We start from the raw sequence: 24,472 nt of genomic DNA, 5'->3' as shown, positions 1-24,472 counted from the left end.
GGTCCCGATGATTATCGGGACTTTGTAAATAAAGGAGGGAAGTCATGAATAGAAGAGTTGTGGTAACTGGATTAGGATGCATTACTCCTGTGGGAGTAGGAAAAGAGCAGTTTTGGAGCTCTTTAATTAATGGGGTATCTGGAGTAAGTGAAATCACACGATTTGATGCCTCAGAATTACCAACGAAAATTGCTGCTGTTGTGAAAGACTTTGATGGCGAGGATTATATTGACAAAAAAGAACTGAGAAAAATGGATCGATTTACCCAATTTGCTGTGGCCGCCTCGCAACTAGCCATTGAGGATAGTGGATGTAATCTAGAAGAAATCGTTCAAGAACGATTTGGTGTTGTACTAGGTTCTGGTATAGGTGGTATTGAAACACTTGAAGCCCAAAAAGAAAAAATGTTGGAAAAGGGTGCTAAGAGAGTGAGCCCATTCTTTATTCCAATGATGATTTCTAATATGGGCTCAGGTTATATTTCTATGATTCTTGGTGCTAAAGGACCCAATACAACTGTTGTAACGGCCTGTGCTTCTGCAACAAATGCAATAGGGGAGGCATTCAAAATCATCCAGCGTGGAGACGCTGACATGATGATGACTGGCGGAGCTGAAGCTTCTATTACGCCCTTAGCTATGGCAGGATTCTGCTCTATGAAGGCAATGTCAACGCGGAATGAAGAGCCTGAGAAGGCCAGTCGTCCCTTTGATAAAGACCGAGATGGATTTGTTATGGGTGAAGGTAGTGGGATGTTGTTGTTAGAAGACCTTGACCATGCTCTAAAAAGAGGGGCTAAAATCTATGGAGAAGTGGTTGGTTACGGTATGAGCGCTGACGCATATCATATTACTTCACCAGCTCCAGGTGGAGAGGGTGCTGCCCGAGCTATGCAAAATGCATTAAATGATGCAAAGGCAAATCCAGAAGAGATTGATTATATTAATGCTCATGGGACAAGCACTCCATATAATGACCAATTTGAAACCATGGCTATTAAAACTGTCTTTAAAGAACATGCAAGTAAATTGTGTATTAGCTCTACAAAGTCTATGACGGGACATCTATTAGGTGCAGCAGGAGGAATTGAAGCAATGGCCTGCGTTTTAGCAATACAAGAAGGTGTGATTCCACCGACAATTAATTATACAACACCTGATCCTGAATGTGACTTGGATTATGTTCCTAATATAGCAAGAAATAGAGAAGTGAACTATGCTTTATCGAATTCATTAGGATTTGGGGGACATAATGCAACTGTGCTCTTCAAGAAATACCGTGGACAATAAAAGGTTGAACATCGTAAAGTAAAAATAATTATAGGAAGGTATTGATGCCTGCCTATAATTATTTTTGCATTTACAAAAGGAACGTAGTACAATAAAAGTGAAATTCAGATGGCGTAATTTTTCCCGAAGTTGAAAATTGGGAAGTTCGATAGGAGTCTATATAACGTAATTATAGGGTTTTACTCGGCCAATCTTTAGGGGGGTGTCTTATACCCTGGAGACCATAACCTGATAAATATAGGCAGAAAGTAAAAGAATAAATAGGTTGGAGGTAAGGCGATGAAATACCTAGGAAATAAAGGCCTACCAAGTGTAGACTTTGAGGAAATGATACAGTATCAATTTAAGGACAAGCAATTATTAAAGGAAGCCTTAACCCATAGCTCTTATGCTAACGAGTCAAAGGTAAAAAAAATCAAACACAATGAACGCTTAGAGTTTCTTGGAGACTCTGTACTCGGTATCATTATTAGTGATTACATTTTCAAAAAATATACCCATTTACCCGAAGGGGATCTAACCAAAGTCAGGGCTAATGTTGTTTGTGAACCTGCTTTGGGTAGTTGTGCCACAAAGATTAACCTAGGAGGCTTTTTAAGACTTGGACGTGGGGAAGAGGTTTCAGGAGGAAGGCAGCGTGAGTCGATTTTGGCTGACGCTTTCGAAGCTTTGATTGGCGCTTTATATCTTGATGGAGGCATGGTTATCGCTCAGACATTTGTATTGAATCATTTGATAGACAGTGTTGAACAGGCAACAAAGGGAAGCTTATTCAGAGATTACAAGACATATCTTCAGGAATTGTTACAGAGTAAACATTCGGAACGTATCACATATCAAGTTATAAAAGAGTCTGGTCCAGATCATAGTAAAATATTTGATGTAGAAGTCCTTTTAGGAGAGCAACTCTTAGGTCATGGAATGGGGAAAAGTAAAAAAGAAGCAGAACAGAGGGCAGCCAAGGAAGCTGTGGAAAAGATAAAGGATCAGTATGTCTAAAAATCGATACATCATTCCGATTTTTATTCCCCATGAGGGATGCCCAAATGATTGTAGTTTTTGTAACCAAAAGACAATAGCCGGTACTTCTAGTCAGGTGAACGTTGAAAAAATAGAAACGATAATCCAATCCTATCTAAAGCTGTATACGAATCAGCAAAAACAACGAGAAATTGCTTTTTATGGTGGTAGTTTTACAGGCTTACCAATGGAAGTACAAAAACAATACTTAACAGTGGCATTTAATTATAAGAAAAAAGGACTTATTGATGGCATTCGGTTATCAACGAGACCAGACTATATTAACGAAGAAATTTTACAACAACTAAAATTTTATGGTGTGACAATCATTGAGCTAGGAGTCCAATCCACAAACGAAGAAGTACTTAAGATGAACAAACGAGGGCATAGCAAAGATGATGTATTCAAAGCAGTGAAAAGCATTAGAAAATATGAATTTCAGCTAGGACTACAAATGATGATTGGTTTATTTGGCGATACTGAGCAGCGAATTGAACAAACTGCCAAGGACTTAATTTCATTGAGGCCTGATTTTGTTAGGATATATCCAACTTTAGTCATTCGTGATACTGCACTAGAGCGTTATTATTATGAGGGAATATTTGAACCCTTGGGCTTAGAAGAGTGTGTAGATATCTGTGAATCCTTACTAGTTGCCTTTGAAGGCAATCACATTAAGGTGATTCGACTAGGATTACAGAGCACAGAGGAGATTGCCTATGGCAAAAGTATCATCGCAGGTCCTTATCATCCTGCCCTAAGAGAATTGGTGGAATCAAAGATGTTTTCCTCTCGAATTGAAGCATTGTTACATACTAAAGAATCCGACGAGATCAAGGGATGTATACTGACTGTGTATTGTCATCCAAGAAGTGCATCAAAAGTCGCAGGACATAAGAAATGTAATAAGAGTTACTTCTTAGAAAAATATCAATTGGCAAAGTTTATTGTTAAAACCCAGGAAAATATAGATGAAAAAGAAGTTGAGATTCAAATCACAAAAGTACTTAAATAGTTTTAATAGAGATTACGCCTGCTTTATGATAAAATAATTCAGTAGCAAATGAGCGTAAAATTGAGGTGATCAATTTGTATTTAAAGAGATTAGAGATACAAGGATTTAAATCCTTCGCCAATAAAATTGAAATGAATTTTGAACAAGGGTTTACAGCGGTTGTTGGCCCTAATGGAAGTGGGAAAAGTAATATTTCTGATTCTATTAGATGGGTACTGGGAGAACAAAGCGCTAAAAGTCTAAGAGGTAGCAAGATGGAAGATATTATTTTTGCCGGTACGGCGAAAAGAAAGGCTTTAGGAATGGCAGAGGTCTCCTTGACCCTAGATAATAGTACAAAAATGTTTCCATTAGATTATAATGAGATCACAATTACACGTAGGGTTTATCGTTCGGGAGAAAGTGAATACTTTCTCAATAAATCTTCTTGTCGATTGAAAGATATTAGGGAAATGTTAATGGATACAGGGATTGGTAAAGATGGATACTCTATTATTGGACAGGGAAGAATTGATGAAATTTTAAGTAGCAAATCTGAAGATAAAAGACAGGTCTTTGAAGAAGCAGTTGGAATTGTAAAATACAAAACACGAAAAGAAGAGTCTGAGAAAAAACTCCAGAATACCACGGAAAACTTAGATAGGGTAAAAGATATCTTATCGGAATTAGAAAAGCAATTGAATCCATTGAAAAAACAAAGTGAAAGAGCTGAATCCTACAAACGATTTAAAGAAGTCCTTCTACGATTAGAAGTAAACTTATTCATTAGAGAGATTGATAAGATTGATGGTGAGCTAAAACATATTCAGGAACAAATTGAGGTATTGAATCATTCTCATATAGAGCAAAAGAAGGAGAAGGAGCAGTTTCAAAGGCAACTTCAAAATATGAAAAATCATATAGAAGAACAAGAACAGGAAATCCAAGTATGTCAAAACCAGCACCATCACATAGAAAATCAGATAGAAAAAAAAGGTGGACATGTAAATCTTATACATGAAAAAATACTCAATAATAATGAAAATATAAAACGTTTAGACTTTGAGATGGCTAAAATTAACGAAGATAAGATACAGTTGTCCATTCAGCTAGAAGAGAGATTAAAAAAGTTTGATGAGATTTGTATCCAAATAGATGAAGTCAAGAATGATTTAGAAAAAAAATCTGATTTATTAAAAGGATTAATGAATCAAAGTGAGTTAGAAGAGAAAAATATTGAAGATTCTAAGTCAATGATTATTGATATGCTAAATCAGATTTCAGAGAAAAAAAGTGAATTAAATAGCTTGAAGACTTTAAAGAAGACTATTGATGATCGAAAAGTGCAAGTTCAGCAAACGGGTCAAGCGCATCAGGAAAATGCAATAGAAAATCAAAACATGATTGTGACATTAAAAGAAAAGAAAACTAGCGTTAGTGAAAAAATCAGGTTTATCAACAAAAATATAATTGAAAAACATGAATTACTAGAAAACACACTAAGGAAAAGCAAACAGCTATCCATTGAAGTTGAAGCCGCTAAGAATTCGATTAACTATAAAACGTCTCGAAAAAATATATTGATGGAAATGGAACGAGAGCATGAGGGTTTTCACAAAAGTGTCAAGAATGCCCTTGGAATTTGCAAAAAACATAGTGAACTGGATCAGGGCATATATGGCGTTGTGGCAGATTTACTTCAAGTCCCTAAGGGGTATGAAATTGCCATAGAAGTAGCCTTAGGATCTGCCATTCAAAACATTGTTAGTAGAAACGAGTATGATGCTAAGAAATTAATTGAATACATGAAAAAGTATAACCTGGGAAGGGTTACCATACTCCCGTTAACAGCCATAAAGCAACGAAACATCACACTAGAGGAAAATCGAATCATCCAACAACATGAGGATGTTAAAGTAGCCTATGATTTAGTTGACTGTGCAAATGAATTCAAAACAATTTTTTCAAACCTTTTGTCTCGGGTTTTAATTGTAGAAAATATGGATAAAGGGATCAAGGTTGCACAAAATTTAAATCATCGTCTTAGGGTTGTCACAATAGAGGGAGACGTTTTGAACATCGGAGGGTCATTGACTGGAGGAAGTAATAGTAATAAAGGAACTAGTATTTTAAGTCGAAAACGGGAGTTAGACGATTTAAATGAATTGATTAAAAAAGAGACTGAAGTATACAAACAAAAGGAAAGTCAATTAAATTCATTAGAAGGACACATTCAAGCTATTCAGGAAGAGATTAGTAATGTGAAGGAAGAACAACAACAATATAAAATAGAAGAAGCCACTTTAAGTAACCAATTAGACCAAAGTATAAAGGAAGAACAGCAGATCAAAAATTTAATTAGTCAGGTTTCTAGAGAATTAAAGCAGTTAATTGAAACAGCTAATGAGACGGATGTTAAATCAAATATGATACAATCCGAAATTCAATGTCTAGAGATGAAGATCGAAAATATACAAGAAAAGCTAAATCAAATGCAGGAATTGATGCATGGGGAAAAGCAAAAAGTTGAAGCGATTAGCAGTGAAATCACAGAGAGAAAAGTAAAATATGCTTCCATCGAGGAACAAAAGAAATCGGTCTTACAGGAAATAGAAACAGTACAAGATGTGATTCGTGTCAGTGAAGAAGGGTTAGTTGAAAAGGACAAAGAAGTTAAAGGCTCCAGGGAAAAGTTTGCTGACTTCGAAAAAGAATTAAAGCAGGGTAAATTGTCACTACAGGAGCTCAATAAAGAATTAAAAGAGACTGAAAATCGACTTTCGATCACAAGAAAAGAAAAAATCGATTTACTGCAGCATGCATCACAACAACAAGAGGCCCTGGAAAACATTGAAAGGGTCATTTCTGAGCTTTTAGATAGTATTCACAAGCTGGACGTTAAACGAACTAGACTCGAGATGCAACAACAGAGTGTCTATAATAAATTATGGGATGATTATGAGTTAACTTATAATAAAGCCATTGAAATTAAAGAAGAAACAGGTGATTTAACAGGTTCAGTTAAGGAAATTAAAGATTTAAAAGAGAAAATTAAAGCTTTAGGAACCATCAATGCCGATGCTACTGAAGAGTACATTAAGGTGAAGGAAAGACATGATTTTCTTAACCAACAACAAATGGACTTAGATCAGGCACAGCAATCCCTGATGAAAATCATTAGTGATATGGAGCAAACAATGAAGCAGTTGTTTGTGACTCAATTCAAACACATAAAGAAGAACTTTAATGAGGTTTTTATAAGACTGTTTGGTGGAGGTAGGGCTGACTTAATATTAGAGGATCCTGATAATCCATTATCATGTGGAATCGAAATAGTGGCACAGCCACCAGGCAAGAAGCTCCAAAACTTATCATTACTATCTGGAGGAGAAAGAGCATTGACTGCCATATCACTACTGTTTGCTATTTTACTAGTGAAACCAAGTCCCTTTTGTATACTTGATGAGATTGAAGCAGCCTTAGACGATGCAAATGTACATCGTTTTGCGCATTTTTTAAAGGATCTTTCTGTTGATACACAGTTCATTGTTGTGACACACAGAAAGGGAACAATGGAAAATGCTGATGAGTTATACGGTGTTACAATGGAGAGTGAAGGCGTATCACAATTAGTATCTGTTAAACTAACTGAAGATAAGAATAATACAATTGCAAGCTAGGAGGATGTACATGTTTAAAAAGTTTTTCAATAGGCTGATAAAGCAAGAAAAGACCGAGGATAGTGCTGTAGATAAAGATGTAGAGTCAGAGGATTTAGAAAGAGATCAAGAAGAAGTAGAAGACATAATAGAAACAGAGGAAGTAGAAATAGAAGAGGAATTAAAAGTAGATAAGGAATCAGAATGTATAGACGTTAAAAATGAAGCAGAAGACCAAATTAAAAAACAACTAGATGAATCTAATAAACAAATGGAGGATGTTTCTTTAACTTTGTTAGAAAACCCAGAGCATCTTGATGAAACTGCCGAAGCAGAAATGGAAGAAGCAATTCAAGTGCAAAATAAAGAAGGTGAAGGCCCTCTCAGTTTATTTAAAAGACTAAAGGAAGGTCTATCTAAGACGAAACAAGGAATTACAGGTAAGGTAGATGAGTTGTTAAAGTCCTATAAGAAAATAGATGAAGCGCTTTTTGAAGAATTAGAGGAAATACTGATCACATCAGACATTGGTGTTAAAACAACAATGGAGATTATTGATGGATTACGGGATAAAATTAAAGAAAAAAAGGTGTCGGAGCCTGAACAAGTAAAGGAATTGCTGAAGGAAGCTTTAATTGAAATTTTACAACGATTACCTGATGCCCAAGTAAATATAGAGCCTGGTCCCGCAATTGTATTAGTGGTTGGCGTTAATGGCGTTGGGAAAACCACATCCATAGGAAAGATGGCTCATCGATTTAAGCAGGATGGTAAAAAAGTATTATTAGCTGCTGGAGATACTTTTCGTGCAGCCGCAAGTGAGCAATTAGAAATTTGGGCCCAACGAGTTGGGGTAGAGGTAGTTAAGCATCAAGAGGGATCTGATCCTGCAGCTGTGATATTTGATGCAATTCAAGCAGCTAAGGCAAGAAAGGTTGATGTATTAATTTGTGATACAGCTGGAAGGCTACACAATAAAAAGAATTTGATGAATGAATTAGGCAAAGTATTTAAAGTGGTGGATAGAGAATACGGTGAGGCCACTAAGGAAGTCTTGTTGGTTTTAGATGCAACAACGGGACAAAACGCCATTCAACAAGCAAAAACATTTAAGGAAGTAGCAAATATTACGGGATTGATCTTAACCAAGCTAGATGGAACTGCTAAAGGCGGCGTTGTCATCGGAATAAGTCAGGAATTAACCATACCCGTAAAGCTAATCGGAGTAGGAGAAAAAATGGAGGATTTACAGCAGTTCAACGCCACGGATTTTGTGAAAGCATTGTTTGGTGAAGAAGCGTAGCAGCGTTTTGAAAAAAGAGTGAAAATGTTTTGTTTAAATAGTCAATAAAAAATACTTGACACCTACTGAAATATATTATAAAATGTCTATTGTAAAGGAGTTATACTTTACAGTAGAGATAGGAAGTGTCTAGATGATTGAAAAAACAATTCAAATATCAATGCTGTATGACTTTTACAATCAACTATTGACTCAGAAACAACGGGAGATGGTCGACCTTTACCATAATCAAGACTTATCTCTTAGTGAAATTGCTGAAGAGTTTGAGATTTCTAGACAAGCTGTATATGATACAATTAAAAGAACTGAAAAGATTTTATATGACTATGAAGAAAAATTGAAGCTATTAGATTTGTTTACAAATAAAACACATGGAATTGAAAAAATATATAAACATATCGTTATACTAGAGGGTTTAATGGGAAAAAATCAACCACTAGAAAACCAGAGAGCTCAAATTGAAAATATTAAAGACCTATTGAACAAGCTTTTAAGCAATTAGACTCCCGAGGAGGGATAAAATGATTTTCGAAGGCTTAGCCGACAAGCTACAAAACACTTTGCAGAAGTTAAAGGGTAAAGGGAAATTAACTGAAAATGATGTGGCTGAAGCAATGAGAGAGGTTAAATTAGCTCTTTTGGAAGCTGATGTTAACTTTAAAGTTGTAAAAGACTTTGTAAAAATAGTGAAAGAACGAGCCACAGGATCTGAAGTGTTCGAAAGCTTGACGCCTGGACAACAAGTGATCAAAATCGTTAATGAAGAGTTAACTGAACTAATGGGAACGACCCAAAGTAAAATTACATTCTCCTCTAAACCACCCACAGTTATTATGCTGGTGGGATTACAGGGGGCAGGTAAGACAACCACATCTGGAAAACTTGCTGGTTACTTAAAGAAGCAAGGAAAGAGGCCCCTACTTGTGGCAGGAGATATTTATCGACCAGCAGCCATTAAACAGCTTGAGGTGGTAGGAAGTCAGGTGGATGTGCCAGTTTTCACTTTAGGAGATCAAATTAGCCCTGTAGACATTGCTAAGGCCGGCGTAGAACATGGTATAAAACATGGAAATGATGTTGTATTAATCGATACTGCCGGAAGACTTCACATAGATGATACTTTAATGGATGAGTTGAAGGACATTAAAACCACGGTCAAACCACAGGAAATTCTACTTGTAGTTGATTCTATGACTGGACAAGATGCTGTCAATGTTGCAGAACATTTTGACACTAAATTAGGGGTAGATGGTATTATTTTAACTAAGCTTGATGGTGATACCAGAGGTGGAGCAGCACTATCCGTAAGAGCAGTTACTCGTAAGCCAATTAAATTTGTAGGTTTAGGAGAAAAACTAAATGATCTAGAACCTTTTCATCCAGACCGAATGGCATCAAGGATTCTGGGCATGGGGGATGTACTCAGTTTAATTGAAAAAGCCCAGGTTTCATTTGATGAAAAGAAAGCTAAAGAGTTAGAAAATAAGATTAAAACACAGCAATTTACTTTTGAAGACTTTTTAGAACAACTGCAGCAGGTACAGAGCATGGGACCGATTAGTCAATTACTAGAAATGATTCCTGGTGCTGGTGGCAAACAAATGAAAAACTTAGAAGTTGATGAAAAAGAACTTGTTCATATCCAAGCCATCATTCAATCCATGACAACTGGAGAAAGAAAAACACCGACTATTATAAATGGAAGCAGAAGAAAGCGAATTGCAAAAGGCAGTGGTACATCAGTTGCACAAGTGAATAGACTCATTAAGCAATTTGACCAAACTAAAAAAATGATGAAGCAATTTACTGATATGGAAAAAACAATGAAAAAAGGTGGCAAGTTCAAAATGCCATTTTTAAAATAATATCACTATGAAATTAAATTAATTGTGTTTTAGGATATGTTAAAGGAGGTGAAAAGAATGGCTGTAAAAATCAGATTAAAAAGAATGGGTGCGAAAAAGAGACCTTTCTACAGAATAGTAGTTGCGGATGCAAGAGCACCAAGAGATGGTAGATTTATTGAAGAAATTGGATATTATAACCCTGTTTCTGAACCTAAAGAGATTAAAATAGATGGTGAAAAAGCAGAAAAATGGTTAGGTAATGGTGCACAACCAACTGACACTGTTAAATATTTATTCAAAAAGAATGGTATTATTAAATAGAACTCTTTCTATTAGGGGGTATACCAATGGGTCATTTAGTGCAGATTATAGCTAAGGCGTTAGTTGATTATCCAGAACAGGTAAGTGTTAATGAAATCGAAGGTAATCAATCCATTATTGTTGAATTAAAAGTTGCCCCAGACGATATGGGAAAAGTGATTGGTAAGCAAGGTAGAATTGCTAAGGCAATTCGAACAGTAGTAAAAGCTGCAGCAATTAAGGAAAATAAGAGAGTTGTTGTGGAAATTATTCAATAAGGATTAGGGAAACCTAATCCTTTCAGCTTACCTAAAACTAATTACCTAACAAACTAAGTATTTGAACAAAGTGAGGGCAATGAACTGGACTGTGCTTTAAAAAAGCTATATTCATCAACAATTAATAAAGTAGGTGTGGTGTGAATGAAGAAAATGCTGAAAGTAGGACAAATTGTCAATACACATGGAATCAAGGGAGAGCTTAAGGTTACTTCTTTGAGCGATTATTTAGAACGTTTTGAAGAACTGGAATGGGTATATATTCAGGGTTACGATGAAAAGTACTATATTGGGAATATCAAATACAGGCCTACAACAGTAATATTATCCTTTGAAGGTTATGATAATATTAATATAGTTGAACAATTCAAAGGGAAATACGTACTCATTGATGAAAGCCAACGTAGGGAGTTGCCTGAAGATACATTTTATAAAGCCGATCTGATTGGATTGGATGGGTATACAGTAGAAGAAGTATATTTGGGTAAACTTGTGGATATAATTCAAGCAGGTTCTAATGAGGTATATGTCTTTAGAGACAAAGAAACAAATAAGGATATCCTAATTCCAGCAGTTAAGGAGTTTATTCCAGAAATTTCCCTAGAAAAGAAACGAATTACTGTGGATCCTATTGAAGGAATGATTGAATGAAAGTCAGAATTTTGACTCTGTTCCCGGAGATGTTTAATGGTCCTTTTGGAACAAGTATTTTAAAAAAAGCTCAGGAAAAAGAGCTGATTGATATACAGTGCTTTAATATTAGGGACTTTGCTCTCAATAAGCATAAAAAAGTAGATGATTATCCCTTTGGCGGTGGCGCGGGAATGGTGATGACGCCTCAACCCATTTTTGATTGTCATCATCATGTAACACAGATGTTAAATCTAAATGAACCATGTAAAACGATTTATTTATCACCTAAGGGATCTACGTTCACACAAGAGAAAGCCATGGAGTTGGCCAAGGAAGAACAATTGATTTTTCTTTGTGGCCATTATGAGGGTATTGACCAAAGGATTATTGATGAACTTGTTACTGATGAAATCTCTATAGGAGATTATGTGTTGACGGGAGGGGAACTACCCGCTATGGTTATCGTTGATGCCATTACGCGTTTGATACCCGGTGTGCTTTCTACTGAAGCATCCTATGAGGATGAATCATTTCATTGTGGGCTACTTGAATATCCACACTATACAAGGCCAAGAGCGTTTAATGGTTTAGAGGTCCCTTCTGTACTTTTATCAGGAAATCATAAAGATATTGATATGTGGAGAAGGAAGCAATCCATTGAACTGACATTTGAAAGAAGACCAGATTTATTAAAAGGATTACAACTGAAAAAAAATGAAGCACAATGGGTAGCGGAATTAAGTAAGAAAAAAGAATAAATACATATTGCGGCAAGGTACAGACTATGATATAATTACAAAGGTATTACGGGCGGTCCTCTATACAGGAGTATAAGAACGTCTAGGAAGGAAGGAGGGACAACAATGGATATCATTAAAGGAATTGATGCAGCACAATTAAAGAAAGATATAATTGACTTTAATACTGGTGATACAATTAAAGTACATGTTAGAATTAAAGAGGGTACAAGAGAGAGAATCCAAGTCTTTGAAGGAATCGTTATTAAAAGACAGGGTGGCGGAATTGCTGAAACATTTACTGTAAGAAGAATTTCTTATGGGGTTGGGGTTGAGAGAACATTCCCAGTACATTCTCCGAAAATTGAAAAAATCGAAATCGTTAAACATGGTAAAGTGAGAAGAGCTAGAATATTCTACTTACGAGATCGAATTGGTAAAGCAGCATTCAAAATTAAGGAAAGAAAAAACTTCAAGTAGAGACAAACAAAAGGGGCTGAATTCAGCCCCTTTATTATTATTTAAGCAGTTTAAATTTTTAATGACCCTTGTTAAAAATTAAAGTGGGCTTTCGTGTCAAACTGATTAAATATTTCTAAATAATAAAGTTAACCATATAGATAGGCATTTAATACACAAGGAGTGGTGTAAATGGATTTAAAAATCAATTGGTATCCTGGACATATGAAAAAGACTAAGGAACTACTTAAGGACCAACTGAAGCTTGTGGATGTTGTGTATGAATTATTGGATGCACGAATCCCTATAAGCAGTAGGAATCCCAGTATTAATGAGATTATTGGAAATAAGCCCAGGGTCATTATTTTGAATAAATTTGACTTAGCTGATCAAGAAGTAACAAATCGTTGGGTTAAATACTTTAAAGCTCAAGGGATCGAAGCGATTCCTGTGAACTGCTTAAATTCAAAAGGTTTGAAGGAAGCAATTGAAGAAGGACAAAAAATGTTTCAAGAAAAGAAAGATTTGATGATAAAAAAAGGAAGAAAAGAAAGACCAATTCGTATTATGATGGTTGGAATTCCTAATGTAGGCAAGTCATCAATTATTAATCAATTGGCAGGAAGAAAAAGTGCTAGAACTGGTGATAAACCAGGCGTAACAAAGGCAAAGCAATGGATTCGGTTAAAGGGAAATATGGAGCTTTTAGATACTCCTGGTATACTATGGCCTAAGTTTGAAGATCAAAATGTTGCTTTGAAGTTAGCCTTTACAGGGGCCATTAAAGATGAAATTATGGACGTAGAGGATTTAGCATTTAGACTTGTGGAAAAACTAATGCTAGAAAACATGACAAATTTAATGAATCGGTATAAACTAGATAGTGAACCAGCGGGCGCCTTGGAGATGATGGATGCCATTGGTATTAAAAGGGGTGCAATTCTACCTGGAAGAGAAATAGACTATCTGAGGGTTTCAAATATCATATTAGATGAATTTAGGGCAGGAATAATAGGCCGAATTTCAATGGAAGTCCCTCCAAAACAGTGAGAAAATGAAGAAGATGAAATAGGATTAGTTCGACGAGGAGGCTTCAAATGAATAGATTAGAAATTGAAAATCAATTATGGGAAGAAGGATATGAGAGTATTGCGGGTTGTGATGAAGTGGGAAGAGGGTGTCTGTTTGGATCGGTACTGGCAGCAACTGTTATTCTACCTAAGGGGTTGTTGATAGAAGGGGTTAAGGATTCTAAAAAGCTGTCTCCCAAAAGACGAGAAGAGCTCTACGAAGTAATTAAAAAAAATGCCATTGCCATGGGTGTTGGAATCATATCAGCAGAAGTGATTGATCAAATTAATATTAGGCAAGCTTCAAGACTGGCCATGAAAAAATCTGTACTATCTCTTACAACCATTGATGGTGAAAGTAAGATTCCTGATTATATTTTAGTTGATGCAGAGAATATTGATATTGCTATTCCCCAGAGCGCTATCATAAAGGGTGATGATCGAAGTCAAGGGATCGCTGCAGCATCTATTGTAGCTAAGGTAATTAGAGATCGATTATGTATAAGATGGGATGAAGAATACCCGAATTATGGAATCGCGCAGCATAAAGGCTATGGAACAAAACTACATAGGGAAGCACTGTTGAAATATGGACCTAGTGAACTACACCGTAGGAGCTTCTTAAAGAAGATTCTAAAGTAAGCGACTATTTATGGAATGAGAGATAAAGGGGTAGAGGTAAAATGAGTAAATCTTTAGGGGAACTGGGTGAACGTATTATTGGGCAATATTTAGAAAAAAAAGGATATCGTCTCATAGAGACAAATTATCGAACAAAGCTCGGTGAGATCGATATCATAGCATATAAAGGTACTATCATTGCCTTTGTGGAGGTTAAAACACGTAGGTCCCAATCCTATGGGATGCCATGTGAAGCGGTTAATTGGCAAAAACAGCAGCGATTACATCGCGTCGCCTCTCATTATATTGCAAGAAAGGGTCTTATAAATTATGACTTTAGATTTGATGTAGCGGAAGTGATCATAGGAAAAGAAAAGAAAATACATTATATCAATAATGCCTTTTAACTAAGGAAATTGCATAATTGTTTTGATCAGAGTAAAATAAATAAAGCAATATAATACAAGTATGTCATTTTCTAAGTTAAATGATGAGATAGATAAGTTGAAGGTTTTCACTAATAAATTTTAATTTAAAGAGCAAAAAAACTAGGCTAAGCCTAGTTTTTTTGTGAGGTTTATTTTAGTTGTCATGAAAATCCACACTATTTATTAAAGGAGAGTCTGTACACGACATTCTCCAGATAGACTCAGTTATGATTCAGTGGTTAAGAACCCTCTGAACTAAGTTACATTTTACTTTAGTGTTTCTTCAATTGGAATTGTAGGGTGATTTGGATAATCAATCACTTCACCATCCCAAGTTCTAATTTTAATAGAATGAGAGCCTCTAGAAATTAGATATTGTGGAAGTATAGGAGTTTTTCCTTTTCCGCCAGGGGCATTAATGATATAGGTTGGAATTGCCATACCAGATGTGTAGCCTCTTAAGTACTCCATGATTTCGATGCCATCATCAACAGACGTGTTAAAATGACTAGTGCCAATAACATGTTTCGCATGGAATATATAGTAAGGACGAACACGACATTTTAATAGTTCGTGATTAAGTAATCTCATGACAAACTTATTATTATTAATGCCATTAAGGAGAACTGCTTGGTTACCTAATGGAATGCCCGCATTGGATAATCTATCACATGCTGCCTTGGACTCTTCTGTAATCTCCATGGGGTGATTAAAGTGGGTATTAATAAAAATAGGTGGGTACTTTTTAAGAATATTGATCAACTTATCTGTGATTCTTTGGGGCATAGTGACCAATGTACGAGAGCCCAATCTAATATAGTCTACGGATGGAATTGCATGTAATTCTCCCAATAACCAATCAAGCATACTATTAGAAAGGGTCAATGCGTCGCCACCAGTAATTAATACATCCCGGATTTCAGGATTATCACGAATATAATCAATCGATTCTTGTAAAACCTCTCGGGATGTATGGAGATCATTAGTTCCTATGTTTCTTCTTCGTTGACAATGTCTACAGTACATTGCACATTCATTGGTTACATTAATAATTAATCGATCGGGATAGCGGCGTGTAATTGATCCAGCAGGATTCGTGAACTCTTCTGCCATTGGATCTGTATCTCCTTTGGTATTGGCAATTTCGTAGCCATGGGGTATAGCCATAAGTTTAATTGGACAATACTTATTATTGTCATCAATTAGAGTGGTGTAATAAGGTGATACTGACCATCTAAATTCTTGTCCTACTTTTTTTATATCTTCAATTTCTTTATCATCTAACTTAATTATTTTTGTTAAGGTATCAACATCAGATATTCGATTGCTTAATTGCCATTGCCAATCATTCCAATTATCTTCAGTAGCACCAAAATGGGATAGGATTTTTTGCTTTTTCGCTTCGATTTCCACTTGACGAGATAATCCTTTGGGAATGAGGTCTTTTATCTCTAAGTAATCCTGTATGGTTAATTTTAGATGCTTAGCTCGATCGATTGAAATTTGACGACTGTTTGTTGTATCGGTATGATTCACATGATCTCCTCCTTGTTATTTAGTTAAAAGCAATAATACTATAAAAAAAAGTTTGGATAATCGAGGAAGTGATTGTCCTGTTTATAAACTTAGTTAGTAGTACTAGTATTTACAAAAAAAATTGCAAAGTCACATTAAATTAATACAGAAAATTTTACTAGATTTTTTGTATCGGCAAAGCACACTTAGGCGAGATCTCCTAAATTATAAAAACTTTTCCCAAACGTATGATATAAAAAGATAAACAATCACAGATATATTATAATAGGTATAAAAAGATGTGGGTAGAAAGGAAAGTATTGAAATTCTGGGAGGTTTTACGGTTATTAATATAAGATTTTATCATAATTTCATATTTATGTCAAACAAGCCTTAATTATGAATAGATAAAAATAATTTTTTCAAAATCTGAGCTTCATTGAGCTGTTCACGGCACTAAATATAATAGAAATAAGTTACTAGAGGGTTCATTTATTAAGTCGTTAAAAATTCTAAATAAACAAAAAATTACAAAAAAATAAAGGGAAAATATGTTCTGTATCGAATAGAGTATTTGAATTCTTAATGGTGATAGATGGGAAGTGAACACATGTTAGCAAAGATAAAAACATGCGGTGTTTATGGGTTACATGTCTCTGAAATTGAGGCAGAGGTGGATATTAGCAATGGATTGCCGGCAATCAACATCGTGGGATTAGGAGATATGGCTATTCGAGAGTCTAAGGAAAGGGTGAGAGCTGCCATTAAAAACAGTGGCGCATCATTTCCAATGAAGCGAATAACGATTAATCTTGCTCCTGCAGATACTAAAAAGGAAGGAACTCATTTTGATCTACCGATCGCCTTAGGTATACTAGCGGCCTCAGAACAAATAAAAATGGATATGATCTTTGATTTTTGTGTACTTGGAGAGCTTTCCCTTGATGGTAAAGTGAATAAAGTTAATGGTGTGTTACCCATGCTATTGGGGATGTTTAACAAGGGATATAGAAAGATAATCCTTCCAAAGGAAAATGTCAAAGAAGCGCGACTAGTAGAAGAAATGGAGATATATGGTGTGTCACATTTACAAGAAGTGATTCAGTGGTTGAATAATGAAGAAACAGTCGTACCGGTCACTGGCCATCACTTTGAAAATGAAAAATTCACTCAATACGACCATGATATAAGATACTTAAAGGGACAGGATAATTTAAAACGTGCCTTAGAAATAGCCGCAGCAGGGGGGCATAATTTACTGATGGTGGGACCACCGGGTGCTGGAAAAACAATGGCTGCCAGAAGTTTATCTTCAATTATGCCCCAAATGACATTTGAAGAGGCGCTTGAAGTCACAAAAATACATAGTGTCGCAGGGATCCTTGATTCTGAAAAAGGTTTGGTTAACCGTAGACCTTTTAGAAGTCCTCATCATACGATCTCAGTAACTGCGCTGACCGGTGGAGGACGAATACCTAAACCTGGGGAGGTCTCTCTATGTCATTATGGCGTACTGTTTTTGGACGAATTACCCGAATTTAGTAAAGGAGCTTTAGAGGTGCTACGTCAACCCTTAGAGGATCGTGTAATCTCGATTTCTAGAGCCCATAGTAGTTGCACTTATCCGGCTGATTTCATGCTAGTTGTTGCCATGAACCCATGCCCGTGTGGATATTATGGTTCTGAAGGACAGCAGAGTTGTACTTGTGGAGCTCATCAGATTAATCGGTATCTAAATAAAATTTCAGGTCCTTTACTTGATCGTATAGATTTAATGATTGAAGTGAGAGCAGTGTCCTATGGGGATTTAAAAGATAATGATAAGAGTGAGGAAAGCTCAAAGTGCGTTGGCAAAAGAGTTCAAATAGCAAGGGAACTACAGCAGCACCGATATAAACAAGAAAAGGTTTTATTTAATGCACAATTGAATACAATAGGGATAAACAAGTATTGTGTACTAGAAAAGGAAGCCGAAGAATTATTGAAGATGGCTTTTGATAAAATGAAACTTAGTGTTAGGAGTCATAACAGAGTGATTAAAGTTTCTCGTACCATTGCTGACTTAGACAAAAGTGAAATTATTTCTAAAAATCATTTGGCTGAAGCCCTACAATATCGAAACTTAAACCACTTTTCCCGGAGGTAAGAATATGAATCTTTCTAAAAAAGATATATTGATTTGGTTAAGTCACATCGGCGGAGTAGACCATCAAGTTTTGTCTTTCATGAAAAATTATTTTGGATCAATTGAAGAAATCTGGACTGCAGAATCTAAGCATATCTTTCATTGTCTACATAATCATAGCATAATTGCTTCGCGAATGATGAAAAATAGGAATATAGAGTTCTATGAAAAAGCCATTCGGGAAATTGAAAGAAGTCATATTCATGTCATCACTGAACTAGATACAAATTATCCTGAAAAGCTAAGACATATTTATCGACCACCGTTCGTATTGTATCAAAGAGGAAAACTTAATATGGCAAAGCCAGGTATTGCAATCGTAGGCGCACGAAAGGCAACACCCTATGGCAAGTGGGTAGCCCAAAAGTTTGCTCAAGAGTTAGCCGCTTATCATATTGGTGTCATCAGTGGACTGGCTTTAGGGGTTGATACAGCAAGTCATCAAGGTGCTTTGCAAAAGGAAGGGTACACCATAGCAGTTTTAGGATGTGGATTAGAACAATGCTATCCCGCCTCAAATCAAATGCTTTTCAATAAAATTATTGAAAGTGATGGATGCATCCTTTCTGAATATGCACCAGGCACGCCACCACTGAAGCATCATTTCCCTATGAGAAATAGAATTATAAGTGCTTTGTCCGACGGAGTTGTGATTATAGAAGCAGGGAAAAGAAGTGGCGCTATGATTACTGTAGAGTGCGGCATAGACCAAGGTAAAGAGATTTACGCTGTACCTGGAAATATTAATAGTGGGCAAAGCTACGGGCCAAATAACCTGATACAGCAAGGAGCTAAACCATTATTAGAGATATCTAATATTATTGAAGATTTAGAAAAGATATATCGGTTGGAAAGTCCTCAAACCGCAGAGCAGCTTGAACGTGATCTTAGTGAGAAGGAGATACTTGTATATAAGGTGATTGAGGAAAATCCAGTATCTATTGATGCAGTGATCAATCGTACGGGTATACATATATCAGAACTAAGTGCGTTACTAACAATTCTAGAAATAAAGGGATTCATTACTCAATTATCTGGAAATACATTTACAGTTAGCAAATAAATTGATATACTTTAAGAATTGATTTTGTCTAGCAAACTGAGTTAGTGTTGTAGGACAGTGGAGGTGATCGAAATGGCAAAATCCTTAGTAATTGTTGAGTCACCAGCTAAAGCAAAAACCATTGAAAAATTTTTAGGGAAAAGAAATTATATTGTGAAGGCATCAGTTGGTCATGTAATTGATTTGCCTAAAAGTAAGCTAGGTGTTGACATAGATAAAGACTATGAACCTCAATATATTACCATAAGAGGTAAGGGACCTGTATTAAAAGAAATTAGAACGGAAGCAAAAAAAGCAAAAAGAATTTATCTCGCGACTGACCCTGACAGAGAAGGTGAGGCGATTTCTTGGCACTTGGCCAATGCATTGAATATAGACAAAAATGAAGCATGTAGAATCGAATTTAATGAAATTACAAAAAATGCCATTAAAAGTGCAATTAAAACGCCAAGAAAGATCAATCATGATTTAGTAGATGCACAACAGGCTCGAAGGGTATTAGATCGTTTGGTAGGGTACAAAATCAGTCCTCTTCTTTGGCAAAAAATTAGAAGAGGACTCAGTGCAGGACGTGTTCAATCCGTAGCGACTAAAATGATTAAAGACAGAGAAGTAGAGATTAATGCATTTCAACCTGAAGAATATTGGTCTTTAATTTTACAGGTCCAAAACATGCAAAAAGAAAAGTTTGAAGTAAAGTTTCAAAGTGATCATTTAGGGAATAAGGACATTAAGTCAGAAGATGAAATAAACATAATAATTAATAAAATTAAAGACAAGCAATTAATGATTACAGAAGTGAAGCAAGGAGAAAAGAAAAGAAATCCCAGTCTCCCTTTCACAACAAGTACATTACAGCAAGAGGCATCGAATAAATTAGGATATTCTACTAAAAAGACCATGTCACTGGCACAACAATTATATGAAGGAATTGAGCTAGGGAAAGAGGGCTCAGTTGGTTTAGTGACTTACATTCGTACTGATTCCACTCGGATTTCTGAAGAAGCATCTCAGCATGTAGCTCAATACATAACAGAAAAAATTGGTGAGCACTATCTTCAAAAAAGTACAATCGTTAAGAAAGGAAAGAAGTCAGTTCAGGATGCACATGAGGCCATTAGACCTACTGATGTAACTCGATCTCCTGATGTGATGAAACCTTATCTTAAGAAAGACCAATATAAGCTCTATAAGTTAATATGGGAACGATTCGTTGCCAGTCGAATGGAACCGGCGCTCTTTGATACATTATCAATTACATTAGATGTAGAAGGAGTCACCTTTAAAGCAAATGGGTCAAGATTAAGATTTGAAGGGTTTCTGAAGGTTTATTCTCTTGCCAGTCGTTCTGAGGATACTGATTTGCCTGTATTAAACAAGGATGAGCTGACTTCAATCGTTGAAATCGATCCTAAACAGCACTTTACCCAGCCACCACCGAGATATACGGAAGCATCTCTAGTAAGAGCAATGGAAGAACAGGGAATTGGTAGGCCTAGTACATATTCTCCTACAATTGCCACAATCTTATCAAGGGGATATGTAGAACGAGAGGGAAGGAACTTACTACCTACTGAGCTAGGCATTTTGGTGACGGGGATTTTAGAGGACTTCTTTTCACAAATTATAGATGTACATTTCAGTGCAGAACTTGAGAATCAGCTTGATGAAATAGAAGAGGGAAAAAAAGGTTGGAAATCATTAATTGAAGATTTTTATCCATCATTTGAAGAGATGTTAAAGGTTGCAGAAGAACATATTGAAGAAATTCACTTAGTTGAGGAAAGTGATGAAATATGTGACCAATGTGACGCCCCGATGGTAATCAAGCATGGCCGCTATGGTAAGTTCCTAGCCTGTTCTAGTTATCCAGACTGTACTTTCACAAAACCAATTGTTCATAAAATAGATGTGAAATGTCCAAAGTGTGAAGATGGAGAGATTGTAGAAAGAAAATCTAAAAAAGGAAGACTTTTTTATGGATGTAGTGGTTTTCCAAGCTGTCGATTTGTATCTTGGGCTAAACCAATTAATGAAAAATGCCCACAATGTAATGAAATATTGGCTCATAAAAAAACAAAAAAAAGTGAAAAAATTACGTGTACCAACAGCGAATGTAAATACGAAAGACTCATAGAGGATGAAAATGAAAAGTAATAAATTAATTTTTTAACTAAAAATAGATTGAATGGTAAATTTATATGTGGTAAGATTGATTTTGTGTTTATTAGTAAACAATGGAATATAGATGCAAGGGTTACTTTCATTATAGTGCCCTACATTTACTAAGATCCTAAGGATTCTCTAATCATAAAGATGTAATGGGGACAGATTTGTAATGAAAAGCTAACATATAAATACAAGCAACGCATACCTACAGAACATTTTGAAAAAGCTATGAACATAATTACAAAAATGTTTTTTACCAATGAATAAATTATGGGATCCTAGATATTACAAAAGAATAAAGGAGGAAACAAAATGGCAAGTGAATTACTGGAAAAAACCAGAAGGATTAATCGAATTTTACAACAGTCGGGGGATCATGCTGTTTCATTCAATGAATTATGTAGAATTTTAAGTGAAGTATTAGATGCTAATGTATATGTAGCAAGTGCTAGGGGAAAGGTGTTAGGAGTCAGTTTGACTGATGCTACTGACTGTCCCATTGTAGTAGATGAGCGTACTGGTGAAAAGAGATTTCCAGAGGAATATAATGAACAATTGTTAAAGGTTACCGAGACTGAGTTTAATATTACCCAGGATGAACTTCTGAAATTTTTTAAATACGATATAGAAAGTTATGATAAATTGGTAACAATCGTACCGATAAGCGGGAGTGGTAATCGATTAGGGACAATTGTTTTAGCGAGGTTTGAAAAGGAATTTACTGATGAAGATTTAGTAATGGTAGAGTACAGTTCAACCGTAGTTGGTTTAGAAATTTTGAGAGCTAAAACTGAACTAATAGAAGAAGAAGCAAGAAAAAAAGCTGTTGTACAGATGGCTGTTGGAACTTTATCTTACTCGGAATTAGAAGCAGTAGAGCACATCTTTAATGAACTTGATGGTATGGAAGGATTGCTTGTTGCCAGTAAAATTGCTGATCGGGTAGGAATTACACGCTCTGTCATAGTCAATGCATTAAGGAAGTTTGAAAGTGCTGGTGTTATTGAATCAAGATCCTTGGGAATGAAGGGAACGCATATCCGAATTCTAAACGATCATTTGCTAGAAGAATTAAGACGATTAAAAAGATAGTTAAAAAGATAATATATAGAAGTCTAAATTGCTTAATATAGCCATTTAGACTTTTTTACCTTTCATAAAGTTGTATATCGAATTGGAAATCGAATTATAAATATTCAGCCTCCTTTATGAACTTGTATATACTAAAATTAGCCTCTCGATAGCTTGGATTTTTTCGACTGTAAGTATTACTATACACCTAGTGAACAGAATGAAATATACTAATAGAGCCTGTCTCACAGGCACACTTACTTTGATCTGGGCATTGGCAGCGCGTTTATGCTTATAATCGTTTACGTTAGCCCAAATCGGCTTAGAATCGATGTGATTAGCATAGGCATCAGAAAGTCCTTTGGTTTTAGCCTTGTGCGATGAGGTCAAATAAAATCTTATGAAATATTGCTGTAGTAACTTTGATTTTAAAATGACTCAGACTACTGTGAACCGGCACTTCATCAATGTTGGGGGACTCTTGTAAAATTACAGCATGCTTGATTTTTCGGTTCTTTTGATTGCCTTCCTAGTTCTCGAAAAGAGGAGATCTCTGGACGAGTATAGTATAGTAATGCATCCAGAAACAAACCCTTGGGTCGATGGGAGGTCGGTCACCATTTTGTAGAGTACAGACACTTTCTCAAGAACCATCGTATCGTCTACATGATCGATATAATCTATTAGTTCCGCAGCAAAGCCGAGTGTGTTATAGTAGTAGGGTAATAGCTCAAGTTGTAAATCCATGAAAATGCACCTGGCTTATGGTATTTTTGGTGGTTTAGTCACTTCCGTTTCACCATTTTGCTCAGGTGGATTTTTATTTTCTTTCAAAATTTTGGATTTTGAACAGGCTCTAACAGTAAGATTTCCTTTAAATAAATAGGAGGTAATTGTATGGGGACGGAAAATCTGCTAAGAAATATCAAAGTTCTTTATGTTGAGGACGAGCCAATTACACGTAACCAAGTCAGCAAAATTTTAAAAAAAAGTGTTGGCAAGCTGATTACGGCAGAAAATGGAAAAGAGGGTATAGAAAAATTTTTTGAATATCAACCAGATATAATTATAACTGATTTAATTATGGGGGATATAAGTGGTATTGAAATGATGGAAAAATTAAGGGCTGAAGGCATTCGATGTCCCTTCATTATCACATCAGCTATATCTGATTCACAAACCATTTTAGAAACAGTAGAGTTGAAAATAGAAAAGTACTTAATAAAACCTATAGATGTAGGTATTTTAATTGAAAATTTAACACAAATAGCAATAGAGCTTTTAGAAAAAACAGAAGATTTATTGATAGTAAACAAGGATTTTATATTAGTGGGAGATAAAAAAAACGAACTGGAATTAGAAATTAGAAATCTATATTCAAAATATTTAAAAAAAGTGATAGGCAAAGGCGCAAAACTAATCAGTGTGTTTATCAATGGAAGAGAAGTTGAAATTCTTTTAAAGCAAACCCTCACTACTTTAGAAGAAAACTTATTGGCTACAGGACAACATTATAAACTGATTGAAATTATTAGAAAAAGTATTTATGAAAATACCCTACATGAATTTGCAAGTGAAATAAGCTGTTTAATAGATAGAAAGATAGAGATTAAAAAAATAGAGATATATCCTAAGGAAAAATTTGAACGAGTTATATTACAAATTAAATAAAAAAATTGACATGTGTTTTTTTTTATTATATAATTCAAGAAGGATTCCACCTACTCTAACGAATAAAGGTGGGGTATAGTGAGATTGAAAGTAATTATGATAAATTTAGATATCCTTCTGGCATAAGCTAAATTTATTCTTGGATTTTTTAAAAATTTAA

21 protein-coding genes are annotated in these 24,472 nt (G+C 35.5%); 20 read left to right on the top strand and 1 reads right to left on the bottom strand.

Annotated elements, in window-relative coordinates; all coding sequences use genetic code 11:
* The first annotated feature begins 44 nt into the window (after nucleotides 1-44).
* The 15 genes from fabF (at nucleotide 45) to AMET_RS13525 (ending at nucleotide 14,617) form a co-directional block, all read left to right on the top strand.
* Nucleotides 45-1,289, top strand: coding sequence for a beta-ketoacyl-ACP synthase II (fabF, locus tag AMET_RS13595; RefSeq protein ID WP_012063876.1), 1,245 nt, complete (start codon nucleotides 45-47; stop codon nucleotides 1,287-1,289).
* Between the two features lie 279 nt (nucleotides 1,290-1,568).
* Complete coding sequence (gene rnc, locus AMET_RS13590) at nucleotides 1,569-2,288, top strand: ribonuclease III (protein ID WP_012063875.1); 720 nt, start codon at nucleotides 1,569-1,571, stop codon at nucleotides 2,286-2,288.
* Nucleotides 2,281-3,324: an elongator complex protein 3 gene (locus tag AMET_RS13585; protein WP_012063874.1), complete on the top strand. Its 1,044-nt coding sequence runs from the start codon at nucleotides 2,281-2,283 to the stop codon at nucleotides 3,322-3,324. Before rnc ends, AMET_RS13585 begins: the two co-directional genes overlap by 8 nt.
* A gap of 74 nt (nucleotides 3,325-3,398) precedes the next feature.
* Nucleotides 3,399-6,983, top strand: a complete 3,585-nt coding sequence (gene smc, locus AMET_RS13580) for a chromosome segregation protein SMC (protein ID WP_012063873.1) — start codon at nucleotides 3,399-3,401, stop codon at nucleotides 6,981-6,983.
* Nucleotides 6,984-6,993: 10 nt separating this feature from the next.
* Nucleotides 6,994-8,265 carry a signal recognition particle-docking protein FtsY gene (gene ftsY, locus AMET_RS13575; RefSeq protein ID WP_012063872.1) on the top strand — a complete coding sequence of 424 codons (1,272 nt, stop codon included), beginning with the start codon at nucleotides 6,994-6,996 and terminating at the stop codon, nucleotides 8,263-8,265.
* 133 nt (nucleotides 8,266-8,398) lie between these two features.
* The gene (gene ylxM / locus AMET_RS13570; RefSeq protein ID WP_012063871.1) at nucleotides 8,399-8,767 is read left to right on the top strand and encodes a YlxM family DNA-binding protein; all 369 of its coding nucleotides are present in this window, start codon (nucleotides 8,399-8,401) and stop codon (nucleotides 8,765-8,767) included.
* A gap of 19 nt (nucleotides 8,768-8,786) precedes the next feature.
* Nucleotides 8,787-10,130, top strand: coding sequence for a signal recognition particle protein (ffh, locus tag AMET_RS13565; RefSeq protein ID WP_012063870.1), 1,344 nt, complete (start codon nucleotides 8,787-8,789; stop codon nucleotides 10,128-10,130).
* 57 nt (nucleotides 10,131-10,187) lie between these two features.
* Entirely contained in the window at nucleotides 10,188-10,433 is a 246-nt protein-coding gene (rpsP, locus tag AMET_RS13560; protein ID WP_012063869.1) for a 30S ribosomal protein S16, read from the top strand.
* A gap of 26 nt (nucleotides 10,434-10,459) precedes the next feature.
* Complete coding sequence (locus AMET_RS13555; protein WP_012063868.1) at nucleotides 10,460-10,690, top strand: KH domain-containing protein; 231 nt, start codon at nucleotides 10,460-10,462, stop codon at nucleotides 10,688-10,690.
* Nucleotides 10,691-10,834: 144 nt separating this feature from the next.
* Nucleotides 10,835-11,341, top strand: a complete 507-nt coding sequence (gene rimM, locus AMET_RS13550) for a ribosome maturation factor RimM (protein ID WP_012063867.1) — start codon at nucleotides 10,835-10,837, stop codon at nucleotides 11,339-11,341.
* Nucleotides 11,338-12,081, top strand: a complete 744-nt coding sequence (trmD, locus tag AMET_RS13545; protein WP_012063866.1) for a tRNA (guanosine(37)-N1)-methyltransferase TrmD — start codon at nucleotides 11,338-11,340, stop codon at nucleotides 12,079-12,081. Before rimM ends, trmD begins: the two co-directional genes overlap by 4 nt.
* A 105-nt stretch (nucleotides 12,082-12,186) precedes the next feature.
* On the top strand, nucleotides 12,187-12,540 hold the full coding sequence (gene rplS, locus AMET_RS13540) for a 50S ribosomal protein L19 (protein ID WP_012063865.1): 354 nt from the start codon (nucleotides 12,187-12,189) through the stop codon (nucleotides 12,538-12,540).
* A gap of 171 nt (nucleotides 12,541-12,711) precedes the next feature.
* Nucleotides 12,712-13,569, top strand: a complete 858-nt coding sequence (gene ylqF / locus AMET_RS13535; RefSeq protein WP_012063864.1) for a ribosome biogenesis GTPase YlqF — start codon at nucleotides 12,712-12,714, stop codon at nucleotides 13,567-13,569.
* A 47-nt stretch (nucleotides 13,570-13,616) separates the two neighbouring features.
* Complete coding sequence (locus AMET_RS13530; RefSeq protein ID WP_012063863.1) at nucleotides 13,617-14,231, top strand: ribonuclease HII; 615 nt, start codon at nucleotides 13,617-13,619, stop codon at nucleotides 14,229-14,231.
* A gap of 41 nt (nucleotides 14,232-14,272) precedes the next feature.
* On the top strand, nucleotides 14,273-14,617 hold the full coding sequence (locus AMET_RS13525; RefSeq protein WP_012063862.1) for a YraN family protein: 345 nt from the start codon (nucleotides 14,273-14,275) through the stop codon (nucleotides 14,615-14,617).
* Nucleotides 14,618-14,905: 288 nt separating this feature from the next.
* Here AMET_RS13525 and eam read toward each other — a convergent pair whose 3' ends face one another.
* Nucleotides 14,906-16,174: a glutamate 2,3-aminomutase gene (gene eam / locus AMET_RS13520; protein ID WP_012063861.1), complete on the bottom strand. Its 1,269-nt coding sequence runs from the start codon at nucleotides 16,172-16,174 to the stop codon at nucleotides 14,906-14,908.
* Nucleotides 16,175-16,763: 589 nt separating this feature from the next.
* Between eam and AMET_RS13515 the strand changes: the two genes are divergently transcribed.
* The 5 genes from AMET_RS13515 (at nucleotide 16,764) to AMET_RS13490 (ending at nucleotide 24,312) form a co-directional block, all read left to right on the top strand.
* Nucleotides 16,764-18,299, top strand: coding sequence for a YifB family Mg chelatase-like AAA ATPase (locus tag AMET_RS13515; RefSeq protein WP_012063860.1), 1,536 nt, complete (start codon nucleotides 16,764-16,766; stop codon nucleotides 18,297-18,299).
* A 4-nt stretch (nucleotides 18,300-18,303) separates the two neighbouring features.
* Nucleotides 18,304-19,401 (top strand): DNA-processing protein DprA, encoded by a 1,098-nt coding sequence (gene dprA / locus AMET_RS13510; RefSeq protein WP_012063859.1) that lies wholly within the window; start codon nucleotides 18,304-18,306, stop codon nucleotides 19,399-19,401.
* A 72-nt stretch (nucleotides 19,402-19,473) separates the two neighbouring features.
* Nucleotides 19,474-21,558 carry a type I DNA topoisomerase gene (gene topA / locus AMET_RS13505; RefSeq protein WP_012063858.1) on the top strand — a complete coding sequence of 695 codons (2,085 nt, stop codon included), beginning with the start codon at nucleotides 19,474-19,476 and terminating at the stop codon, nucleotides 21,556-21,558.
* A 324-nt stretch (nucleotides 21,559-21,882) separates the two neighbouring features.
* Nucleotides 21,883-22,662 (top strand): GTP-sensing pleiotropic transcriptional regulator CodY, encoded by a 780-nt coding sequence (gene codY / locus AMET_RS13500; protein ID WP_012063857.1) that lies wholly within the window; start codon nucleotides 21,883-21,885, stop codon nucleotides 22,660-22,662.
* A gap of 876 nt (nucleotides 22,663-23,538) precedes the next feature.
* Nucleotides 23,539-24,312, top strand: coding sequence for a response regulator (locus AMET_RS13490; RefSeq protein ID WP_012063856.1), 774 nt, complete (start codon nucleotides 23,539-23,541; stop codon nucleotides 24,310-24,312).
* Nucleotides 24,313-24,472: the final 160 nt, after the last annotated feature.

Origin of the sequence: Alkaliphilus metalliredigens QYMF (genome assembly GCF_000016985.1) — a bacterium.
Taxonomy (GTDB): domain Bacteria; phylum Bacillota; class Clostridia; order Peptostreptococcales; family Natronincolaceae; genus Alkaliphilus_A; species Alkaliphilus_A metalliredigens.
The sequence above is the reverse complement of the archived record's forward strand: the minus strand, read 5'-3'. Positions and strand labels throughout refer to the sequence as shown.

Coding starts and splice junctions, on each gene's coding strand:
- fabF (WP_012063876.1), top strand. CDS start 45: ATGAATAGAAGAGTTGTGGTAACTGGATTAGGATGCATTACTCCTGTG.
- rnc (WP_012063875.1), top strand. CDS start 1,569: ATGAAATACCTAGGAAATAAAGGCCTACCAAGTGTAGACTTTGAGGAA.
- AMET_RS13585 (WP_012063874.1), top strand. CDS start 2,281: ATGTCTAAAAATCGATACATCATTCCGATTTTTATTCCCCATGAGGGA.
- ftsY (WP_012063872.1), top strand. CDS start 6,994: ATGTTTAAAAAGTTTTTCAATAGGCTGATAAAGCAAGAAAAGACCGAG.
- ylxM (WP_012063871.1), top strand. CDS start 8,399: ATGATTGAAAAAACAATTCAAATATCAATGCTGTATGACTTTTACAAT.
- ffh (WP_012063870.1), top strand. CDS start 8,787: ATGATTTTCGAAGGCTTAGCCGACAAGCTACAAAACACTTTGCAGAAG.
- rpsP (WP_012063869.1), top strand. CDS start 10,188: ATGGCTGTAAAAATCAGATTAAAAAGAATGGGTGCGAAAAAGAGACCT.
- AMET_RS13555 (WP_012063868.1), top strand. CDS start 10,460: ATGGGTCATTTAGTGCAGATTATAGCTAAGGCGTTAGTTGATTATCCA.
- rimM (WP_012063867.1), top strand. CDS start 10,835: ATGAAGAAAATGCTGAAAGTAGGACAAATTGTCAATACACATGGAATC.
- trmD (WP_012063866.1), top strand. CDS start 11,338: ATGAAAGTCAGAATTTTGACTCTGTTCCCGGAGATGTTTAATGGTCCT.
- rplS (WP_012063865.1), top strand. CDS start 12,187: ATGGATATCATTAAAGGAATTGATGCAGCACAATTAAAGAAAGATATA.
- ylqF (WP_012063864.1), top strand. CDS start 12,712: ATGGATTTAAAAATCAATTGGTATCCTGGACATATGAAAAAGACTAAG.
- AMET_RS13530 (WP_012063863.1), top strand. CDS start 13,617: ATGAATAGATTAGAAATTGAAAATCAATTATGGGAAGAAGGATATGAG.
- AMET_RS13525 (WP_012063862.1), top strand. CDS start 14,273: ATGAGTAAATCTTTAGGGGAACTGGGTGAACGTATTATTGGGCAATAT.
- AMET_RS13515 (WP_012063860.1), top strand. CDS start 16,764: ATGTTAGCAAAGATAAAAACATGCGGTGTTTATGGGTTACATGTCTCT.
- dprA (WP_012063859.1), top strand. CDS start 18,304: ATGAATCTTTCTAAAAAAGATATATTGATTTGGTTAAGTCACATCGGC.
- topA (WP_012063858.1), top strand. CDS start 19,474: ATGGCAAAATCCTTAGTAATTGTTGAGTCACCAGCTAAAGCAAAAACC.
- codY (WP_012063857.1), top strand. CDS start 21,883: ATGGCAAGTGAATTACTGGAAAAAACCAGAAGGATTAATCGAATTTTA.
- AMET_RS13490 (WP_012063856.1), top strand. CDS start 23,539: ATGGGGACGGAAAATCTGCTAAGAAATATCAAAGTTCTTTATGTTGAG.